Origin of the sequence: Amycolatopsis sp. (genome assembly GCF_036008905.1) — a bacterium.
Taxonomy (GTDB): Bacteria; Actinomycetota; Actinomycetes; order Mycobacteriales; family Pseudonocardiaceae; genus Amycolatopsis.
On sequence record NZ_DASYMU010000170.1, the window covers coordinates 1 to 16,366 of the forward strand.

Annotated in this window: 14 protein-coding genes; 4 read left to right on the forward strand and 10 right to left on the reverse strand. The window is 68.6% G+C overall.

The genetic code is table 11. The annotated features are described in order from the left end of the window. The 4 genes from VGP60_RS29095 to VGP60_RS29110 all read right to left on the reverse strand — a co-directional run. Nucleotides 1–3,000 (reverse strand): helix-turn-helix transcriptional regulator (locus tag VGP60_RS29095; protein ID WP_327551321.1); only part of this gene is annotated, 3,000 nt, incomplete at its 3' end. Nucleotides 3,001–3,060: 60 nt separating this feature from the next. Beyond that, the gene (locus VGP60_RS29100) at nt 3,061–3,270 is read right to left on the reverse strand and encodes a hypothetical protein (protein ID WP_327551322.1); all 210 of its coding nucleotides are present in this window, start codon (nt 3,268–3,270) and stop codon (nt 3,061–3,063) included. A 174-nt stretch (nt 3,271–3,444) separates the two neighbouring features. Beyond that, complete coding sequence (locus VGP60_RS29105; RefSeq protein WP_327551323.1) at nt 3,445–3,651, reverse strand: DUF397 domain-containing protein; 207 nt, start codon at nt 3,649–3,651, stop codon at nt 3,445–3,447. A gap of 119 nt (nt 3,652–3,770) precedes the next feature. After that, nucleotides 3,771–4,634 carry a helix-turn-helix transcriptional regulator gene (locus VGP60_RS29110; protein WP_327551324.1) on the reverse strand — a complete coding sequence of 288 codons (864 nt, stop codon included), beginning with the start codon at nt 4,632–4,634 and terminating at the stop codon, nt 3,771–3,773. 208 nt (nt 4,635–4,842) lie between these two features. Between VGP60_RS29110 and VGP60_RS29115 the strand changes: the two genes are divergently transcribed. Further along, nucleotides 4,843–5,214 carry a hypothetical protein gene (locus tag VGP60_RS29115; protein WP_327551325.1) on the forward strand — a complete coding sequence of 124 codons (372 nt, stop codon included), beginning with the start codon at nt 4,843–4,845 and terminating at the stop codon, nt 5,212–5,214. 72 nt (nt 5,215–5,286) lie between these two features. On the opposite strand, the gene dacB is transcribed toward VGP60_RS29115, so the two are convergent. The 5 genes from dacB to VGP60_RS29140 form a co-directional block, all read right to left on the reverse strand. After that, a complete protein-coding gene (gene dacB, locus VGP60_RS29120; protein ID WP_327551326.1) occupies nt 5,287–6,846 on the reverse strand; it encodes a D-alanyl-D-alanine carboxypeptidase/D-alanyl-D-alanine endopeptidase in 1,560 nt (519 codons plus the stop codon). A 343-nt stretch (nt 6,847–7,189) separates the two neighbouring features. Beyond that, entirely contained in the window at nt 7,190–8,101 is a 912-nt protein-coding gene (locus VGP60_RS29125) for an acyl-CoA thioesterase II (RefSeq protein WP_327551327.1), read from the reverse strand. Nucleotides 8,102–8,154: 53 nt separating this feature from the next. Then, nucleotides 8,155–9,579, reverse strand: coding sequence for a pyruvate kinase (pyk, locus tag VGP60_RS29130; RefSeq protein ID WP_327551328.1), 1,425 nt, complete (start codon nt 9,577–9,579; stop codon nt 8,155–8,157). A 224-nt stretch (nt 9,580–9,803) separates the two neighbouring features. Further along, complete coding sequence (locus tag VGP60_RS29135; RefSeq protein ID WP_327551329.1) at nt 9,804–10,469, reverse strand: DUF2461 domain-containing protein; 666 nt, start codon at nt 10,467–10,469, stop codon at nt 9,804–9,806. A 163-nt stretch (nt 10,470–10,632) separates the two neighbouring features. Continuing rightward, nucleotides 10,633–11,874 (reverse strand): glycoside hydrolase family 18 protein, encoded by a 1,242-nt coding sequence (locus VGP60_RS29140; RefSeq protein WP_327551330.1) that lies wholly within the window; start codon nt 11,872–11,874, stop codon nt 10,633–10,635. A 157-nt stretch (nt 11,875–12,031) separates the two neighbouring features. Here VGP60_RS29140 and VGP60_RS29145 point away from each other — a divergent pair, with 157 nt between their 5' ends. Continuing rightward, on the forward strand, nt 12,032–12,328 hold the full coding sequence (locus tag VGP60_RS29145) for a metalloregulator ArsR/SmtB family transcription factor (protein ID WP_327551334.1): 297 nt from the start codon (nt 12,032–12,034) through the stop codon (nt 12,326–12,328). A 49-nt stretch (nt 12,329–12,377) separates the two neighbouring features. Next, entirely contained in the window at nt 12,378–13,820 is a 1,443-nt protein-coding gene (locus tag VGP60_RS29150; protein WP_327551331.1) for an aromatic amino acid ammonia-lyase, read from the forward strand. A gap of 112 nt (nt 13,821–13,932) precedes the next feature. On the opposite strand, the gene VGP60_RS29155 is transcribed toward VGP60_RS29150, so the two are convergent. Next, nucleotides 13,933–14,958 (reverse strand): 6-phosphofructokinase, encoded by a 1,026-nt coding sequence (locus VGP60_RS29155; protein WP_327551332.1) that lies wholly within the window; start codon nt 14,956–14,958, stop codon nt 13,933–13,935. A 292-nt stretch (nt 14,959–15,250) separates the two neighbouring features. Between VGP60_RS29155 and VGP60_RS29160 the strand changes: the two genes are divergently transcribed. After that, nucleotides 15,251–16,324, forward strand: a complete 1,074-nt coding sequence (locus VGP60_RS29160; RefSeq protein WP_327551333.1) for a 3-deoxy-7-phosphoheptulonate synthase — start codon at nt 15,251–15,253, stop codon at nt 16,322–16,324. Nucleotides 16,325–16,366: the final 42 nt, after the last annotated feature.

The window sequence follows — 16,366 nt, forward strand, 5'->3', positions numbered from 1 at the left end:
GCCTCGGTCGTAGGCGATGGCGACGGCTTCGGCTCGGCGGCTGGCGCCTAGTTTCGCCATGACCCGCGAAAGGTGGACGCTCACTGTCTTTTCGCTGATGTACAGCTCTTCCCCCACCTGCCGGTTGGTGCGGCCCAGAGCCACCCGCTCCAGGACGTCCCGCTCCCGCTCGGTCAGCGGGTTCACCACGCTCCGCGTCACCGCCACCACTCCGGGCAGCTCGATCCGCGCCCGATGCGCGAGTTCGACGACGGCGTCCCGCAACGGCACCGCCCCGAGCCGGTCGGCCACCTCGAACGCGGCCAGCAACTCCCCGGCCGCGTCACCCTCGGCACTCAGCAGTGCCTCGGCCCACCGCCACCGGGAGACGGCCTGGTCATAAACCGCGCCATACCCGAACGCCGCCACCGTGCGCTCCCAAAGCTCCGGATCCCCGGCACCCCTCAGCCCGCTGGCCGCCGCCTCGGCCCGGGCCAGCCAAGCAAGTCCCTCCGGCCCCAGCGTCCCCGCCCGCGGGCTCCCCCGCTCGGCACAAGCCCGGACATGCGCCAGCAACGCGACCCCGGCCGCCACCGCCTGCGCCTCCAGCGCCGAGTCACCGCGCACCCGCGCGGCCGCCGCCTGTGCCGCGGCCGCGGTGATCCCCAGCGCCCCGATCCGCAGTCCGCCCAGCAGCCAGGGCTCCAGCGCTTCAAGCCACCCCACCAGCTCCTGCGCCCGCGACACGGCGAGTGCGTGATCCCCTTGCCAGTACGCGAGTTCGACTCCCGCGGCACCGGCGGCCAACGCGATCTGCACGTCCGCACCCCATTGCGACCGCAGGTCGGCGACGATCTTCTCCGCCGCCTCGGACCCGCCCGTGGCCACCAGGATCAACGCCCACACCGCGAGCATCCTGGCCGCGACCGCGCTCGACACGCCCCTGGCCGCACGCCCGGCGCCGTCCTGCGCGGGCCAGTCCCCACTCAGGTACCGCAGGAACAGGTATCGCGCGCGGAGCTCCAGTCCGTAGGAGCTCCATGCCAGGCCGGACTCCTCGGCCCGCTGATGACCCCGCGCGTAGATCTCCATCGCGGCGGCGATCTCGGCCTGGTCGTCGTAGCTGAGCCCGAGGAAGTACAGAGCCCGCAGCTCCACGTTGAGCGCGCCGCCGTCCTTGGCCTTGCGCTCGGCCTGCCGTAGCCGCTCGCGGGCTTCCCCGAAGTCGGCGGCGGAATCCGCGAGGGTGCCGAGCGTGACCAGTGCCGACGCTTCGGCACCCACGGCTCCGACCGCGCGGGCGTCGGCCACCGCCGTCTGTGCGCTATGGAGGGCCTCCTCCGGCTGGTCCACGGCGCGCAGGATCCCCGCGCGGGTGGCCAGCACCCAAGCCCGCACCGAGCTGGCTTCGGTGTCCGAAACGAGGTCCCAGGCGTGCCCGATCGCGGCGACGGCCTCGTCGACCTGGCCCTCGATGGCCATCAACGTCTCCGCCAGGCGCCGCCACACACGTGCCGCCCGATCGATCGGCACCTCCGGCGAGAGCGTCGCGACCGCGGACCGCGCGTAGGCGACAGCGCGTTCCGGCTCCCCCGAGGTGCCCGCGAAATAGGAGGCCTCGTGCAGGAGCCTGAGTTCGTCGACGTCTTCGGGGCGGCCCGCTTCGGGCACGGCGTCCCAGATGGACAGTGCCTGCTCGACATGGCGCAGCGCGGCACCGGGCGCGCCCAGCTTCTCGGCTTCGTTCATGGCCCGCAGCAACGCGGCCAGCGCTGTCACGAAGTCCTTGCTCTCCAGGCTGTGGTGCGCCAGCCGGGCGTCGGCACCTCGTCCCTGCGGAGTGGACTGGATCCGCGCGGCGTACGCGGCGTGCATGCGGGTGCGCTCGCCCGGGAGCAGGTCGGCGTAGACGGCCTCCTGCAGCAAAGCGTGCCGGAACGCGTAGAAACCCTTCTCGATCACGAGTACGTGGTGCTGGACGGCCTCGCGCAACGCCTCGTCGAGCTCCAGTTCCCCCAGCCCGGCGATCTCCGTCAGCGCCGCGTGCGCCACCTTGTCGTTCGCCACCGAGATGACCCGCAGCACCCGCCGTGTCTCCGGTGACAGCCGTTCGAGGCGGGCCAGCAGCACCTCGGCGAGGCCGGACGGGACATCGGAGCATTCGGCCGAGGACGCGAGGAGTTCCTCCACGAAAAAGGGATTGCCCTCCGACCTGGCGACGATGCTCGTGACCGTCGACGCGCTCAGTGGTTCCTCGGCCAGCGCGCCGACGAAGGCGCGCGCGTCGGCGTCTCCGAACGGGCGCAGGTCGATGCGCTCCACGGTGGCCATGCGCACCAGCTCGACGAGCAGTCCCCGCAGCGGATGCCGGCGGTGGACGTCCTCCTCGCGGTAACTCGCGACGATCAGCAGGCGCTGGGCGCGCAGCCGGGAGACCAGAAAGGACAGCAGGTTGCGGGTGGAGCCGTCGGCCCAGTGCAGGTCCTCCAGCAGGAGGACCACCGGGCACGGCTCGGCGATCTCGGCGAGCACGCCGAGCACCGCGTCGAACAGCTGCAGCTGGCCGAGGTCCTGTTCGGGCCGTGGCCGCCGCATGGTCTCGCGTTCGCTGGTGGTGAGCGGGACGTGCTCCGCACCGGCCAGCGGGGCGACCCGGGCCTGCGGAAGCGCCTGTGTCTGGGGCAACAGCCTGCCCAGCGGAGGCCGCGTCAGCACCGCGTCCGCCACTTCGCGGTCGTCCGACACGGCGAGCGGGGCCAGCGCCTCCGCGAACGGCAGGTACGGCAAGCCGCCGTCCCGCACGTCGATACAGCGCCCGGTGAGGACCAGCGCACCCTGCGTCCGGGCGTGTTCACCGAGCGCGGTCAGCAATCTCGTCTTGCCGACACCCGCGTCCCCCGAAAGCAGCACGGCACCGGCCTCACCACGCTCCGCGCGGGCGAAAGCCGCTCGCAGCCTTCGCATCTCTTGCGTGCGGGCTACGAGCGGGATTCCGGATCCAAGACGAGGCACAAGGTGCATTGTCGCCTACCGCACCGACAACTTCGCCACACAATTACCGCTGTTCACCGCGCCGCGCCCCTAGCGCGTGCGCTCGGGCGTCACCGCGGGTGCGGCGACCGGGCGCTGCTGCTGTTCCGGCACGACGACCGAGGCGGCCCGGCGGGCCCGGATGCGGCGGCCGAGGGTGTCGGCCCGGCCGACCCACTTGCTCCGGCCCGCCTTCCGCAGCTGCTCGTTCCGGTAGGCGACCTCGACCTGTACCGCGTCGAAAAGCCAATCGCTGCTCATGGTGTTCCCTCTTTCGATTCCGAAGCTCTTTTCCTGATGAGTTCAGATTCGTCCTGAGGGCACCCCCGCGGCATCGGGCGATCACGTACCTCTGCGGGCCCACCGACGGCAGAAGACCCCTTACCCCGGCGAATTGGCTGCTCGTGAGGGGTAAGGGGTCTTCCGTGCGATCACTTAGCGCAGGTCGAGGCCACCGGAGCGCGCGGCGCCCAGCAGCCCGCGCCAACCCGCCGCAGGGAGGGTGAACGCGCCTCCCTGCGGGTCCTTGGAGTCGCGTACGGCGGTGCCGCCGCTCATGACGGCGACCTCGACGCAGTCGTTGCCGCCACCGCTGTGGCTCGACTTTCGCCACTGGACCTGGGAACTGTTCGTTTCGGACATGGCTCCCCACTCCTTACTCTGTTCGCGAATCACGTTTGTGAATCGCTGTCTGCCTGAATGTGTACTTCGCCTGGCCCACGCCGAAAAAACAGCGGCGTTTCCGCTGCCCTGCTTGTGCGTTACCCAGTCACTTGACCGGCGAACCGCCCGGCGGCCTCATCGATCATCTCGAGTGTGTCGTCGGGTTTTAACGCCGCTGCCCGTAAATGGTCGAACATCAACGTATAGCGCCGCACATCGGGTGGCATTTCGAGGTACAACCCATTAGACGTACTGTCGACATATACGACGTCGGGATCGGCTTGTTCCGGAAATCCCATGATCAAGAACGGCCCCTCCATGCCGGGATGCGCACCGGAACCGAACGGCACTACCTGAATGGTCACGTGCGGCATCTTCGCGACGGCGAGTATCCGGTAGAGCTGCTCGGCCATCACGTCCGGACCGCTGACGACCCGGTGGAGGACGGCTTCGTCGATGACCGCCCAGTACTCGGGCGGCGTCGGGTCGACGAGCAGCTCCTGCCGCGCCATCCTGGCCGCGACACGGCGTCTGACCTCGGGTTCGTCCGCGTCCGGCCGCATCGCCCTGATCACGGCGTGGGCGTAGCGTTCGGTCTGCAGCAGTCCTGGCACGAGAAGCGCCTGATAGGCGTGCAGCGAACTCGCGTCGGCCTCCAGGCCGACGAAGGTGCCGGTGAATACCTCGTTATACGCGTGCCACCAGCCCCTGGTCCTGGCCTCGCGCGCCAGCTGGACCAGTGCTTCCTGCTCGTCACCGGTGATGCCGTAGAGCTCCAGCATGTCCCTGGTGTCACGTGGAGTGACCCCGACATGGCCGGTTTCGATACGGCTCACCTTCGAGGCGGAGCATTCGAGCTTCTCGCCCACCTCGTCGATGGTCAGGTCGGCCGCCTCACGGAGCCGGCGTAGTTCGCCCGCCAACCTGCGGCGGCGAACGGTGGGCCCTTGACCCCTCGTCATTACGGCACCTCCGGGTCGACTGTGGCCTGCTTTCATCCTGCTTTGCCATATCTAACCAGGAGGTCCTACTGGGGGTGACGCATTCACGCCGGAGAAATTCGCGCGGCCCCCGATCGGAGGACTGCAATTTGCAGATAGCCGATGTACGCTCGCAGTCTGCGCAAGGTAACCGAGAGGTCCGCCGCAGTAACCGGGGGGAGGTGTTTAGGTGGCCGAACGGAATTTCATGGTGGGCCCGATGCAGGCCACTGTCCAGCGAAGGTTGGGAGATCTCACTCGATCGGTTGATGATTGTCATACCGAACTCGGCTCTCAAAAACTGGCGGATCTCGCAAGGGCGGAAATACCCCTTCTCGTCGCGGCTTTACGCGACACGCTGGAGGAGCACCGGCCCGATTCCCGCGGCCGCTGCCCGATATGTCGGGCCCGGTTCGCCCGGCTGCGGTTCCGCCGCCGCGGCCACACCCCTTGCCGCGCGTATCTGGCTGTCCAGCTCCGCCTGGGCACCGACGCGACGCTGGTGCCCGCGAGCACCAGCCACCAAAGACGGAGAAAGCGGAATCCGCATTACGTCAGCTGACCGCGTTCTCACCAGTGGAGGGTCCGGGATCGCTTCCCCCGATCGACCCCGGGCCCTCCCTTCCAACCGGTGCTAGCAGGCCTTCAGCCAGGAGCACTCACGCTGATCGGCCTGAGTGTCGACAGCGGGCACCAAACTCCTCGTCGAGGCCTTGGAGACATCCGCCGCGCCGTCGTACTGCGCCAGCCGGACCGCGATCGCGTCCTCGATGGACCTCGGGCTGCCGAGCGCCTGGTTGGTCATCATCGAGAACACCAGCTGCCGGCCGTCGGCCGCGGTCACGTAACCCGAGAGCGCGCTCGCCCCGGTGTACGAGCCCGTCTTGGCGTGGACCTTGCCCTGCGCCGCGGTGCCGACCATCCGGCTGCGGAGCGTCCCGCCGACCAGCCTGTCGGCGATACCCGCCACCGGCAGCGCGTCGTAGAACTGGGTGAACCACGGCTTGCCCTGAACGGCGAGCAACGCGGACGAGATCTGGTCCGGCGAGACCTCGTCCATCCGGGACAGCCCGGAACCGTCCACAAGCAACAGCGCCGCGGAATTCACGCCCAGTGAAGCGAAATCCTTCTTCAGCGTGGCGATCCCGTCGTCCCAGGTACCCCGTCCGGTCACCTGCTTGCCCGCCGCCTTGACCAGCGTCTCGGCGTGCATGTTGTTGGACAGCTTGAGGAACGGCTTCAGCAGCTCGCCGACCGGGATCGAATCCTTTTGCGCCACAACGGTTGTGCCCGCGGGCGTGGCCGCGAACGTCGTGCCGCCCTTGACCCGGACACCGTGCCGGGCGAGCGCGTCGGAGAACACCGCGGCGGCGAGGCCACTGGGCTCCCACACCGCCATGTACGAGTCCTTGCCCGCCGCGCCGACCGGGATGGAACCGCTGACGGTGAAGGTGTTGCTGCCATGCTCACGGTCGACGGAGATGGCCGTGGCGCCGCCGGCCGCGGTGGTCGTCGCGGTGTTGACCACCTTCACGTAATTGTTGGGCGGCACCAGTTCCACAGTGGCCTTGCCACCTTCGGTGCCCGGCTTGACCCGGACGACCATCGCGCCCGCGTCGAAGTCGGAGTCCGGCGCGATGGTGAGCGCCGAGGTCTGCGCGTTGTAGGAGTACGGCTCGTCGTCCCACGCCCAGCCGAGGCCGAGCCGCGTCTTGTCGAAGAAGGTGTCGTCGGCGACGAGCTTCCCCTTCACCTCGGTGATCCCCGCCGCGGCGACCTGCGTGGCCAGCGCGTCGTAGTCGCTCGCCAGCATCGTCGGGTCGCCCCCGCCCCGGAGGTGGAGGTCGCCCTTCAGTGTCGTACCCAGACGCTGCCCGCTCGTCTCGACGGTGGTGCGGAACCGCTTGTCGGCGCCGAGGGTGTCCAGCGCCGAGGCCGCGGTGAGGACCTTGGTGTTCGACGCGGGCTGGCGGCGCTGGGCGCTCTGCCGCGTGTACAGCACTTCGCCGGTGTCGGCCTTGCGGACGACCAGGCCGACATCGGTTCCGGCGAGCGAAGGCGCGGCCAGGATCGCGTCGAGGTCACGGCCCAGGGCGTTGGCGTCCTGGGCCGTGGGCGCGCCGAGCGGGACGCTGAGCCCGGCGGCCACCAGCGCCACGACGAACGCGGCTCGTTTCTTACGGGACAAGGACATTTCGGTGATCCCCAATCAGCTGACTGACTGGGCGATCGTAGCGATTTCCCGCCCGCCCGAGTGACGATTCGGTGGGAAACGTCCCCACTTATTGATGGGAAGGTCAAATGTGGCGTCGCCCGGGAGCGAAGCTTCGCACTTTGGTGAGAAAGTGCTGCTCGGCTTGTCGCCCGGGGGTAGTGAAGGCCTCCTTCACGGCGTCAGGCGCTGTGATGGTGGCCTTCACGGCGTTCCGGGGGGTCCGTTGGGGCGTTTTCTGCTGGGTGGGTGGGTCACAGGGCGCGTTGGGGACGCTCAACGTCGCCAACGCGCCGTTTGAGACATGCCACGTTTGCCTTTCCCATCAATAATCCAAGACGCGCAGCAGGCCCTCTTGGACGACGGTCGCGATGAGCGTGCCGTCCTCGGCGAAGAACTGTCCCGTGGCGAGCCCGCGCGCGCCCGAAGCCGTCGGCGAACCGCTGTCGTAGAGGAACCACTCGTCGGCGCGGAACGGGCGGTGGAACCACAGGGCGTGGTCCAGACTGGCGCCGAGCACGTTGTCGAGACCCCAATAGACGCCGTGCCGGGCCAGGACCGAGTCGAGCAGGGTCATGTCCGAGGCGTAGGTCAGCACGCAGACGTGCAGCAGGTCCTGCTCCGGCAGCTTGCCGTCGGCCCGCATCCATACCTGGTTGCGAGCGGGCCGCTCGCCGGTCTGCCGGGTGACCCACGGCGGATCGTTGACGTAGCGGATGTCGATCGGCCGCGGCCGATCGTGGTGCCCGATCTGGTCGGAGAACTCCGAGACACGCTCCAGCAGCGTCGGCAGGGTCTCCGGGCGCGGGACGTCCGGCATGCCCTCGGCGTGCTCGATGCCCGGCTCTACCTTCTGGAAGGACGCCGACAGCGAGAAGATCGCCTTGCCGTGCTGGACACCGATGACCCGGCGCGTGGTGAACGAACGGCCGTCGCGGATGCGATCGACTTCGTACACGATCGGGACGCTCGGGTCACCGCCGCGGATGAAGTACGCGTGCAGCGAGTGCACCTTGCGCTCCTCCGGCACGGTGCGCCCCGCCGCCACGAGCGCCTGCCCGGCGACCTGGCCGCCGAACACCCGCACCGGCGAGTGCGCGGGGCTCACCCCGCGGAAGATGTTCTCCTCGATGCGCTCCAGATCGAGCAGTGCCACGAGGTTGTCCAGCACCGGCTGCCCGCCGGCGCCGGTGTTCTGGTCGAGGCCGGACGCGGCCTGCCTGGCGACCTCGGTCATGTGTGGAGCCCAGTCATGCGAGGAACCCTAGCTGCCGCGTCCGGGTACGTCCGTTATGCGTGGTCGTCTTCACCAAGGCGGTGCACGCGGATGAGGTTGGTCGTGCCGATGGTGCCGGGGGGCGAACCGGCGACGATGACCACGAGGTCACCCTTCTGGTACTTGCCCATTTCGAGCATCGCGAGGTCGACCTGGTGGATCATCTGGTCGGTCGAGTCGACCTTCGGCACGATGTGCGTCGTGGTGCCCCAGGTCAGCGACAGCTGCGTGCGGACGCTTTCTTCGGGCGTGAACGCGAGCAGCGGCAGCCGTGTGTGGAGCCGGGCCAGCCGGCGCACGGTGTCGCCCGACTGGGTGAAGGCGACGAGCGCCTTCGCGTTCAGGCGCTCACCGATGTCGCGGGCGGCGTAGGAGATGACGCCACGCTTGGTGCGCGGGACGTGCGTCAGCGGCGGCACCACGGGCGAGTCGGTCTCGACGGCCTGGATGATCCGGCCCATCGTCTGCACGCTCTCGATGGCGTAACGGCCGACGCTGGTCTCACCGGACAGCATGAGCGCGTCGGCGCCGTCGAGCACCGCGTTCGCGACGTCCGAGGCCTCCGCGCGGGTCGGGCGGGAGTTGCTGATCATCGACTCGAGCATCTGCGTCGCGACGATGACCGGCTTGGCGTTCTCACGGGCGATCTGGATCGCGCGCTTCTGCACCAGCGGGACCTGCTCGAGCGGCAGCTCGACGCCGAGGTCGCCTCGGGCGATCATCACGGAGTCGAAGGCCAGCACGATGGCTTCGAGGTTGTAGACCGCTTCGGGCTTCTCGATCTTGGCCATGACCGGCAGCCGGCCCTTGCCCATGCGGTCCATGATCTGGTGCACGGCGTCGATGTCGGCCGGGGACCGCACGAACGACAGGGCGATGAAGTCGACGCCGAGTTCGATGGCGAACTCGAGGTCTTCGATGTCCTTTTCGGACATCGCGGGCACGGAGACGTCCATGCCGGGCAGGGAGACTCCCTTGTTGTTGCTGACGGGGCCACCCTCGGTGACCTCGCAGATCACGTCCTGGCCCTCGACACCCTTGACCACGAGGCCGACCTTGCCGTCGTCGACGAGCAGGCGGTCACCGGGCTTCGCGTCCTTCGCGAGGCCCTTGTAGGTCGTGGAGACGCGGTCGTGCGTGCCCACCACGTCCTCGACGGTGATACGGACGACGTCGCCCGTCTCCCACTCGACCGGACCGCTGGCGAAGGTGCCCAGCCGGATCTTCGGTCCCTGAAGGTCACCCATGATGCCGACAGCTCGTCCACTCTCCGCGGCGGCTGCCCGGATGAGGTCGTAGACCTCTTTGTGGTCACTGTGACTTCCGTGACTGAAGTTCATCCTCGCGACGTCCATACCGGCGTCAACGAGTGCCCGCATCTTTTCCGGTGTAGCGGTGGCGGGGCCCAGAGTACAAACAATCTTCGCGCGTCGGCTCACGTTCGCACAGCCTAGACCCTGTGGCAGCGCCCGTCTGTACCGATACCGAAAGTTCCCCCAGGTGTCTCCTCGTTGTCCCGTTTGCCGGGGTAACCCGCGTAGTCGTGACAGTGGTTCGCCGAGCCACTCGTCCCTCGCGACCGTGATCCTTCTCACGGTGGCCGCGTGCACGGGTTCTCCCAGCGCAGGGCCTGCGGAGCCGCCTCCGGTACCGGCCCCAGGGGCTAGCGGCGCGGGTTCTCGCTCGGGCCGACCCTGTCGAGCGCCCACTCGTTGAACGCCTTCACCTGGCGCCACGACTTGCGCACTCTTTCGAAGGTGCCGCGCTCGTGCAGCGTGTCGTCCGGCTCCCAGACCTTGACCGCGTACACCGAGCGATAGCGCAGCAGATCGATCCGGGGATGGTCCTCGGCGAACCCGCGCGGTTTCGTCTTCAGCGAGTCGCCGGCGATCTCCCAGCCCTGCTTCTTCAAGGTCGCGAGGATCTTCTCCAGCTCCGTGCCGTGGATTTCGGTGTCCACCGCCTGCCGGAACCTGGCGAGCTGATCCGACGCGAGGTGGAAACAGCCACCGCCGACGCGCAGGCCCGCGGGCCCGACCTCGACGTAGTACGCGCCGCCGCCCCGGCCCTGCTCGACGACCGCGCCGCAGTGCGTCTTGTACGGGCTCTTGTCGGCCGCGAACCGGACGTCACGATGCGGCCGGAAGACCTTGCCCTTCCCGAAACCGGCGCCGAACTCGGGCTCCAGCTCGGCGAGCAGCGCCTCCATCGGCGCGCGGACGTCCGCCTTGTAGGTGGCCAGGTTCGTGTCCCAGTACACCTTCGAATTGTCCGCGACCAGCCCGTCGTAGAAATCGACGGCATATTCTCCGAACCCCGTGAACGTCACGGGAGCACGATAATCCGGGCCACCGACAGTCCGATCCCCGGGAGCGAGGTCCGCGCGCTCCACGAACTGATCCGCGCCATGGGCACCTGAAACGCCATGAACGGACCCTTCCTCGCGTTTTCCGGGAGGAAGGGTCCGTTCATGGCGTTGTCGGCGCCGGAGATTACTTGGCGACGGCGGTGATCAGTTCACCGTTGGTGGTGTCACCGGAGAGCTCCCAGAAGAACGCGCCGCCGAGACCCTGCGTCTTGGCGTAGCTGATCTTGCCGGCGATGGTGGCCGGGGTGTCGTAGCTCCACCACTGCGTACCGCACTTGGCGTACGCGGTGCCGGCGATCGTCCCGGTGGCCGGGCAACGGGTCTTGAGGAGCTTGTAGTCCTCGATGCCCGCTTCGTACTTGCCCGGCGCGGCGCCGGTCGCGGCGCCGCCGGGCGCGCTCTGCGTAACGCCGGTCCAGCCGCGGCCGTAGAAACCGATACCCAGCAACAGTTTGCTCGCCGGGACGCCCTTGGCCTTCAGTTTCTGGATCGCGGCGTCGGAGTAGAAGCCCGCTGTCGGGATACCGGCGTACGACGTCAGCGGCGAGTGCGGGGCCGTCGGGCCCTGCGCGGCGAAAGCGCCGAAGTAGTCGTAGGTCATGACGTTGTACCAGTTGAAGTACTGCGCGGCACCGGCGTAGTCGGCGGCGTCGATCTTGCCGCCGTTGGTGCCGTCGGCGGTGATGGCCGCCGTCACGAGCTTCGAGCCGAACTTCGTGCGCAGCGCCGACGCCAGGTTCTTCAGCGCCGCGGCACCGCTGGTGTCACAGCTGAGGCCACAGGCGTTGGGGTACTCCCAGTCGATGTCGATGCCGTCGAAGACACCGGCCCAGCGCGGGTCGTTGATCAGGTTGTAGCAGGAGTTCGCGAACGCGGCCGGGTTCTTGGCGGCCTGCGCGAAGCCGCCGGACCAGGTCCAGCCGCCGAACGACCACAGGATCTTGAGACCGGGGTGCTTCGCCTTCAGCTTCTTCAGCTGGTTGATGTTGCCGCGCAGCGGGGCGTCCCAGGTGTCCGCGACACCGTCGACACTGCCGGCTGCGTCATAGGCCTTCTCGTAGGCGGCGTAGGTGTCGCCGACAGCGCAGCCACCGTTGGTGACGTTGCCGAACGAGTAGTTGATATGCGTCAGCTTCGAGGCCGAACCGCTCGTCTCGATGTTCTTGACGTGGTAGTTGCGGTCGTATACGCCCCACTCGGCGAAGTAGCCGAGCACCTTGCCGACCGAAGCCTGCGCGTCCTGCGTCCCGGCGGGAGCGGCCGCTTCACCGGTCGCCGAAGCGGGTGCCGCGACGGTGACCGCCAGCAGCGCCGCGATCGCGGCCCCGCAGATGGTGGAGATCTTGAGCCTACTCAATCGGGCCATGCCAACTCCCTTCACGTCACGATGGGTGACGGACCAGGTACGGAGGGGACGGTCACAGTTAAATGGACTAGACCAATGAGAGTCAATGGTTCAGACCAAGGAACTTATCGGACATGCCTTGACAGGAATATGCCGCTCCGGGCACATTTCAGGGGTGATGCAGACCTTCGACGTCCTCGCGGAACCCCGGCGCCGCACCATTCTCGACCTGCTGCGCGAGGGCGAACAGTCCGTCGGCGACCTCGTCGACCAGATGGATCTCAGCCAGCCCGCGGTCTCCAAACACCTGCGCGTGCTGCGCGAAGCCGGCCTGGTCACCGTCCGGGTCGCCGCGCAGCGCCGGTGCTACCGCCTGCGCCCCGAGCCGCTCGCCGAAGTCGACGCCTGGCTCGCGCCGTACCGGAAGTTCTGGTCCGGGCGCCTCGATGCGTTGGAGAAACACCTGGACGCTTAGTGGTTGCCCGTGACCACCTAAGGTGCGGGCAACCGAGTAGGAGGTTGCCGTGATCCGGGTGGACGGTCGCACGCTGCGTTGCGCCGATGTGGTGGCCGCGGCCACGTCGGAAGGACCCTTACGCCTGGACGTCTCGACAGCCGCGCTCCGCGGCGCCGAGCACGCCTGGAAACTCGCCGAGGAGCTCAGCACCCGGCGGGTCGTCTACGGCCGGACGACCGGCGTCGGCGCGAACAAGGACGAGCCGGTGTCGGCGACCGAGTCGATCGAGCACGGGCTCCGGCTCCTGCGCAGTCACGCGGGCGGCAGCGGCGACGCGATGCCGCCGGGGCAGGTGCGCGGGATGATGCTCATCCGGCTCAACCAGCTGCTCGCCGGCCGCTCCGGCATCAGCCCGACGTTGATCACCGCGCTCGCCGACGCCCTGCGCGCCGGCGCGCTGCCGCTCGTGCACCGGCTCGGCGCGATCGGCACCGGCGACCTCGCTCCCCTGGCCGAGACCGCGTTGGCGCTCACCGGCGAACGGCCGTGGCTCGACGCGCGGATCACGCCGGTGGCCGTGCAGGCGGGCGACGCGCTCGCGTTCATGAGCAGCAACGCGGCCACGCTCGCCGAAGCGACCCTCGCCGCGATGAAGCTCGACATGCTCACCAGGGCGAGCCACGCCGTCGCGGCGCTGACCTACATCGCACTCGACGGCAATCCCGAGGCGTATTCGACCGCGGTGCACGAAGCCCGGCCCCACGCGGGCCAGGTCGCCTGCGCCGCGGAAATGCGGCGGCTGCTGGGAATGACCGGCACGCCGAAACCGGGCCGGCGCATCCAGGATCCGTTCGGGCTCAGGGCATTTCCTCAGGTGCAGGGCCCGGCGCTGGACGCCATCCACTACCTGCGAGACGTGCTCGCCATCGAAATCAACGCCAGCACGGAAAACCCGATGATTTCGACCGTGCACCAGGACGCCTATCACCACGCGCATTTCCACACCGCGTATGTGGCGTCGGCGCTGGACACCGCCCGCGCGACCGTGCACCAGGCCGCGGAGCTTTCGGTGGCCCGGCTCGGGGACCTGCTGGAGCCCGAATTCACCGGCCTGCGGCCGTTTCTCGCGGCGGGCCCGACGGGCAGCTCGGGGTTGATGATCCTCGAGTACGTCGCCCATGACGCGCTGACCGAACTGCGGCAGGCCGCGCTCCCGGCGACACTCGGCACGGCTGTGGTTTCGCGCGGAATCGAAGACCACGCAAGCTTTTCCACCCAGGCGGCACGCGCGGCGACGGCGGCGTGCGCGTCGTACCAGCAGGTGCTCGCGTGCGAACTCGTCGCGGCCGTGCGCGCGCTGCGGCTCCGGAAGGCCGACCTCGTCGACCTGCCCGCCCGCGACGTCTACGACCAAGCCGCCGCGGTGCTCGATCCCCGGGTCGAGGACCGGCCACTCACCGAGGACATCCAGCGGGCGATCGGTGTCCTGGATACGTTGGCGGCCATCTGAGCCTTCGCCATCTGTCGACAGATGGCGATCTCGGTGCCGTACAACGTTATGAAGGGTCCCTTCCTCTCGAAAAATGAGAGGAAGGGACCCTTCATAACGTTTGCGGCAAGGCTTAACCGAAGAAGACTTCGGCTTCCTTGTAGCGCTCGGTCGGGACCGTCTTGAGCTCGGCGGTCGCCTCGGAAAGCTTGACGCGCACGATGTCGGTGCCCTTCAGCGCCACCATCACGCCGAAGTCGCCGTCGGCCACCGCGTCCACGGCCTGGAGCCCGAAGCGGGTCGCGAGCACGCGGTCGTACGCCGTCGGCGTGCCGCCGCGCTGGACGTGCCCGAGCACCACGGCGCGGGACTCCTTGCCGGTGCGCTGCGCGATCTCCTCGGCGAGCCAGGTGCCGATGCCGCCGAGCCGGACGTGCCCGAAGGCGTCCTTCTCGCCGCTGACCAGCGACTCCGTGCCGCCCTCGGGCAGCGCGCCCTCGGCGACGACGATGATCGGCGCGTATTCCTTCTCGAACCGGCTCTCGACCCAGCTGATGACCTCGTCGAGCGAGAAGCGGCGCTCCGGCGTGAGAATGACGCTGGCGCCGCCGGCGAGGCCGGAATGCAGCGCGATCCAGCCGGCGTGGCGGCCCATGACCTCGACGACGAGCGCGCGGTGGTGCGACTCGGCCGTGGTGTGGAGCCTGTCGATGGCCTCGGTGGCGATCGACACGGCGGTGTCGAAGCCGAACGTGTAGTCGGTCGCGCCGAGGTCGTTGTCGATCGTCTTGGGCACCCCGACGACACCGACACCGTCGTCGGTCAGCCGCTTCGCGACGCCGAGGGTGTCCTCGCCGCCGATCGCGATCAGCGCGTCGACACCTTGGTCCGCGAGCACGGACTTGATCTTGTCGACACCGCCCTCGACCTTGTACGGGTTGGTGCGCGAGGAGCGGAGGATCGTGCCGCCCCGGGTGAGGATGTCTTCGACATCGTCCAGGCCCAGCGGCCTGCTTTCGCCGGTGAGTGGCCCCTGCCACCCGTTGCGGAAGCCGACGATGTCCCAGCCGTGTACCTCGATGCCCTTGCGGACCACCGCACGGATCACGGCGTTGAGACCGGGGCAGTCGCCGCCGCCGGTGAGCACTCCGACTCGCATGAGAATCAGACCTCCGCTTTTGTCCTTCTGAGATGACATTCACATTTTCGTCGTCAGCGTAGCGGCATCGCTCTTGATCGGTGCAGGAGCCATGTCGCAGGTGTTACGAAGACGTGTCGGAGGCCGTGCTAGTTTGTGGGCATGCAGCGCTATTCGTGGTTTAGCAAGCCGGCCCAGGGTGGGCCCGGCGGCGACTCCACGCGCTGACTTCCCACCCTTCGAGCCGGATGCTTAAGCCGGCTCGACGAGGTTTTCGACGGGTCGGTTCTCCACACGAGAGGAACCACCTGTCATGTCACCCGAGGTCCTGCCCGCTCTGGACAACCAGCGGACCACGAGTATCAGCCCCCTGCTCTCCCCCGCCATGGTCCGCCATGACCACCCGATCGACGCCGCGATGGCGGAGACCGTCCAGCGCGGCCGCGCCGGGGCCGTCGACATCCTCAACGGCGTCGACGACAGGCTGCTCGTCGTGGTCGGCCCTTGCTCGGTGCACGACACCGCCGCCGCCCTCGACTACGCGCGCCGACTTGCCGTGAAGGCCGCGGAGCTGGGCGAAGAGCTGCACATCGTCATGCGCGTGTACTTCGAGAAGCCGCGCACCACGCTGGGCTGGAAGGGCCTGATCAACGACCCCGACCTCGACGGGACGTTCGAGGTCAACAAGGGCCTGCGGATGGCGCGGCAGCTGCTGCTCGACATCTCCGCCCTCGGCCTGCCGGTCGGCTGCGAATTCCTCGACCCGATCACCCCGCAGTTCATCGCGGACACCGTCACCTGGGGCTCGATCGGCGCGCGCACCGCGGCCAGCCAGGTCCACCGCCAGCTGTGCAGCGCGCTGTCGATGCCGGTCGGGATCAAGAACTCGACCTCGGGTGACGTCCAGGTCGCCGTCGACGCGACCCGCGCCGCGGCCGCCAGCCACGTCTTCCCCGGGATCAACGCCGACGGCCTCGCCGCGCTGATCACCACCTCCGGCAACCCGGACTGCCACGTGATCCTGCGCGGCAGCGCGGCCGGGACCAACTACGACGCCGAAAGCGTCGAGCACACCCTGAGCCGCCTGCGCGCGAGCGGGCTGCCCGAGCGCGTGATCATCGACGCCAGCCACGGCAACAGCAACAAGGACCACGTCCGCCAGGCCGTCGTCGTCGGCGAGCTCGCCGAGCGGATCGGCGCCGGGGAACGCGGCATCGTCGGACTCATGCTGGAAAGCTTCCTGACCGCCGGCCGCCAGGAACTCGAACTCGGTCACGGCGGCGAGCTCACCTACGGCCAGAGCATCACCGACGCCTGCATGGATTGGGACACCACGGAGATCCTGCTCGACCAGCTCGCGGCCGGGGTCGCGAAGCGGCGCGGGTAGGCGTCCGAAAAGTGGCATGAACGGACCTTTCCTCTCGAATTT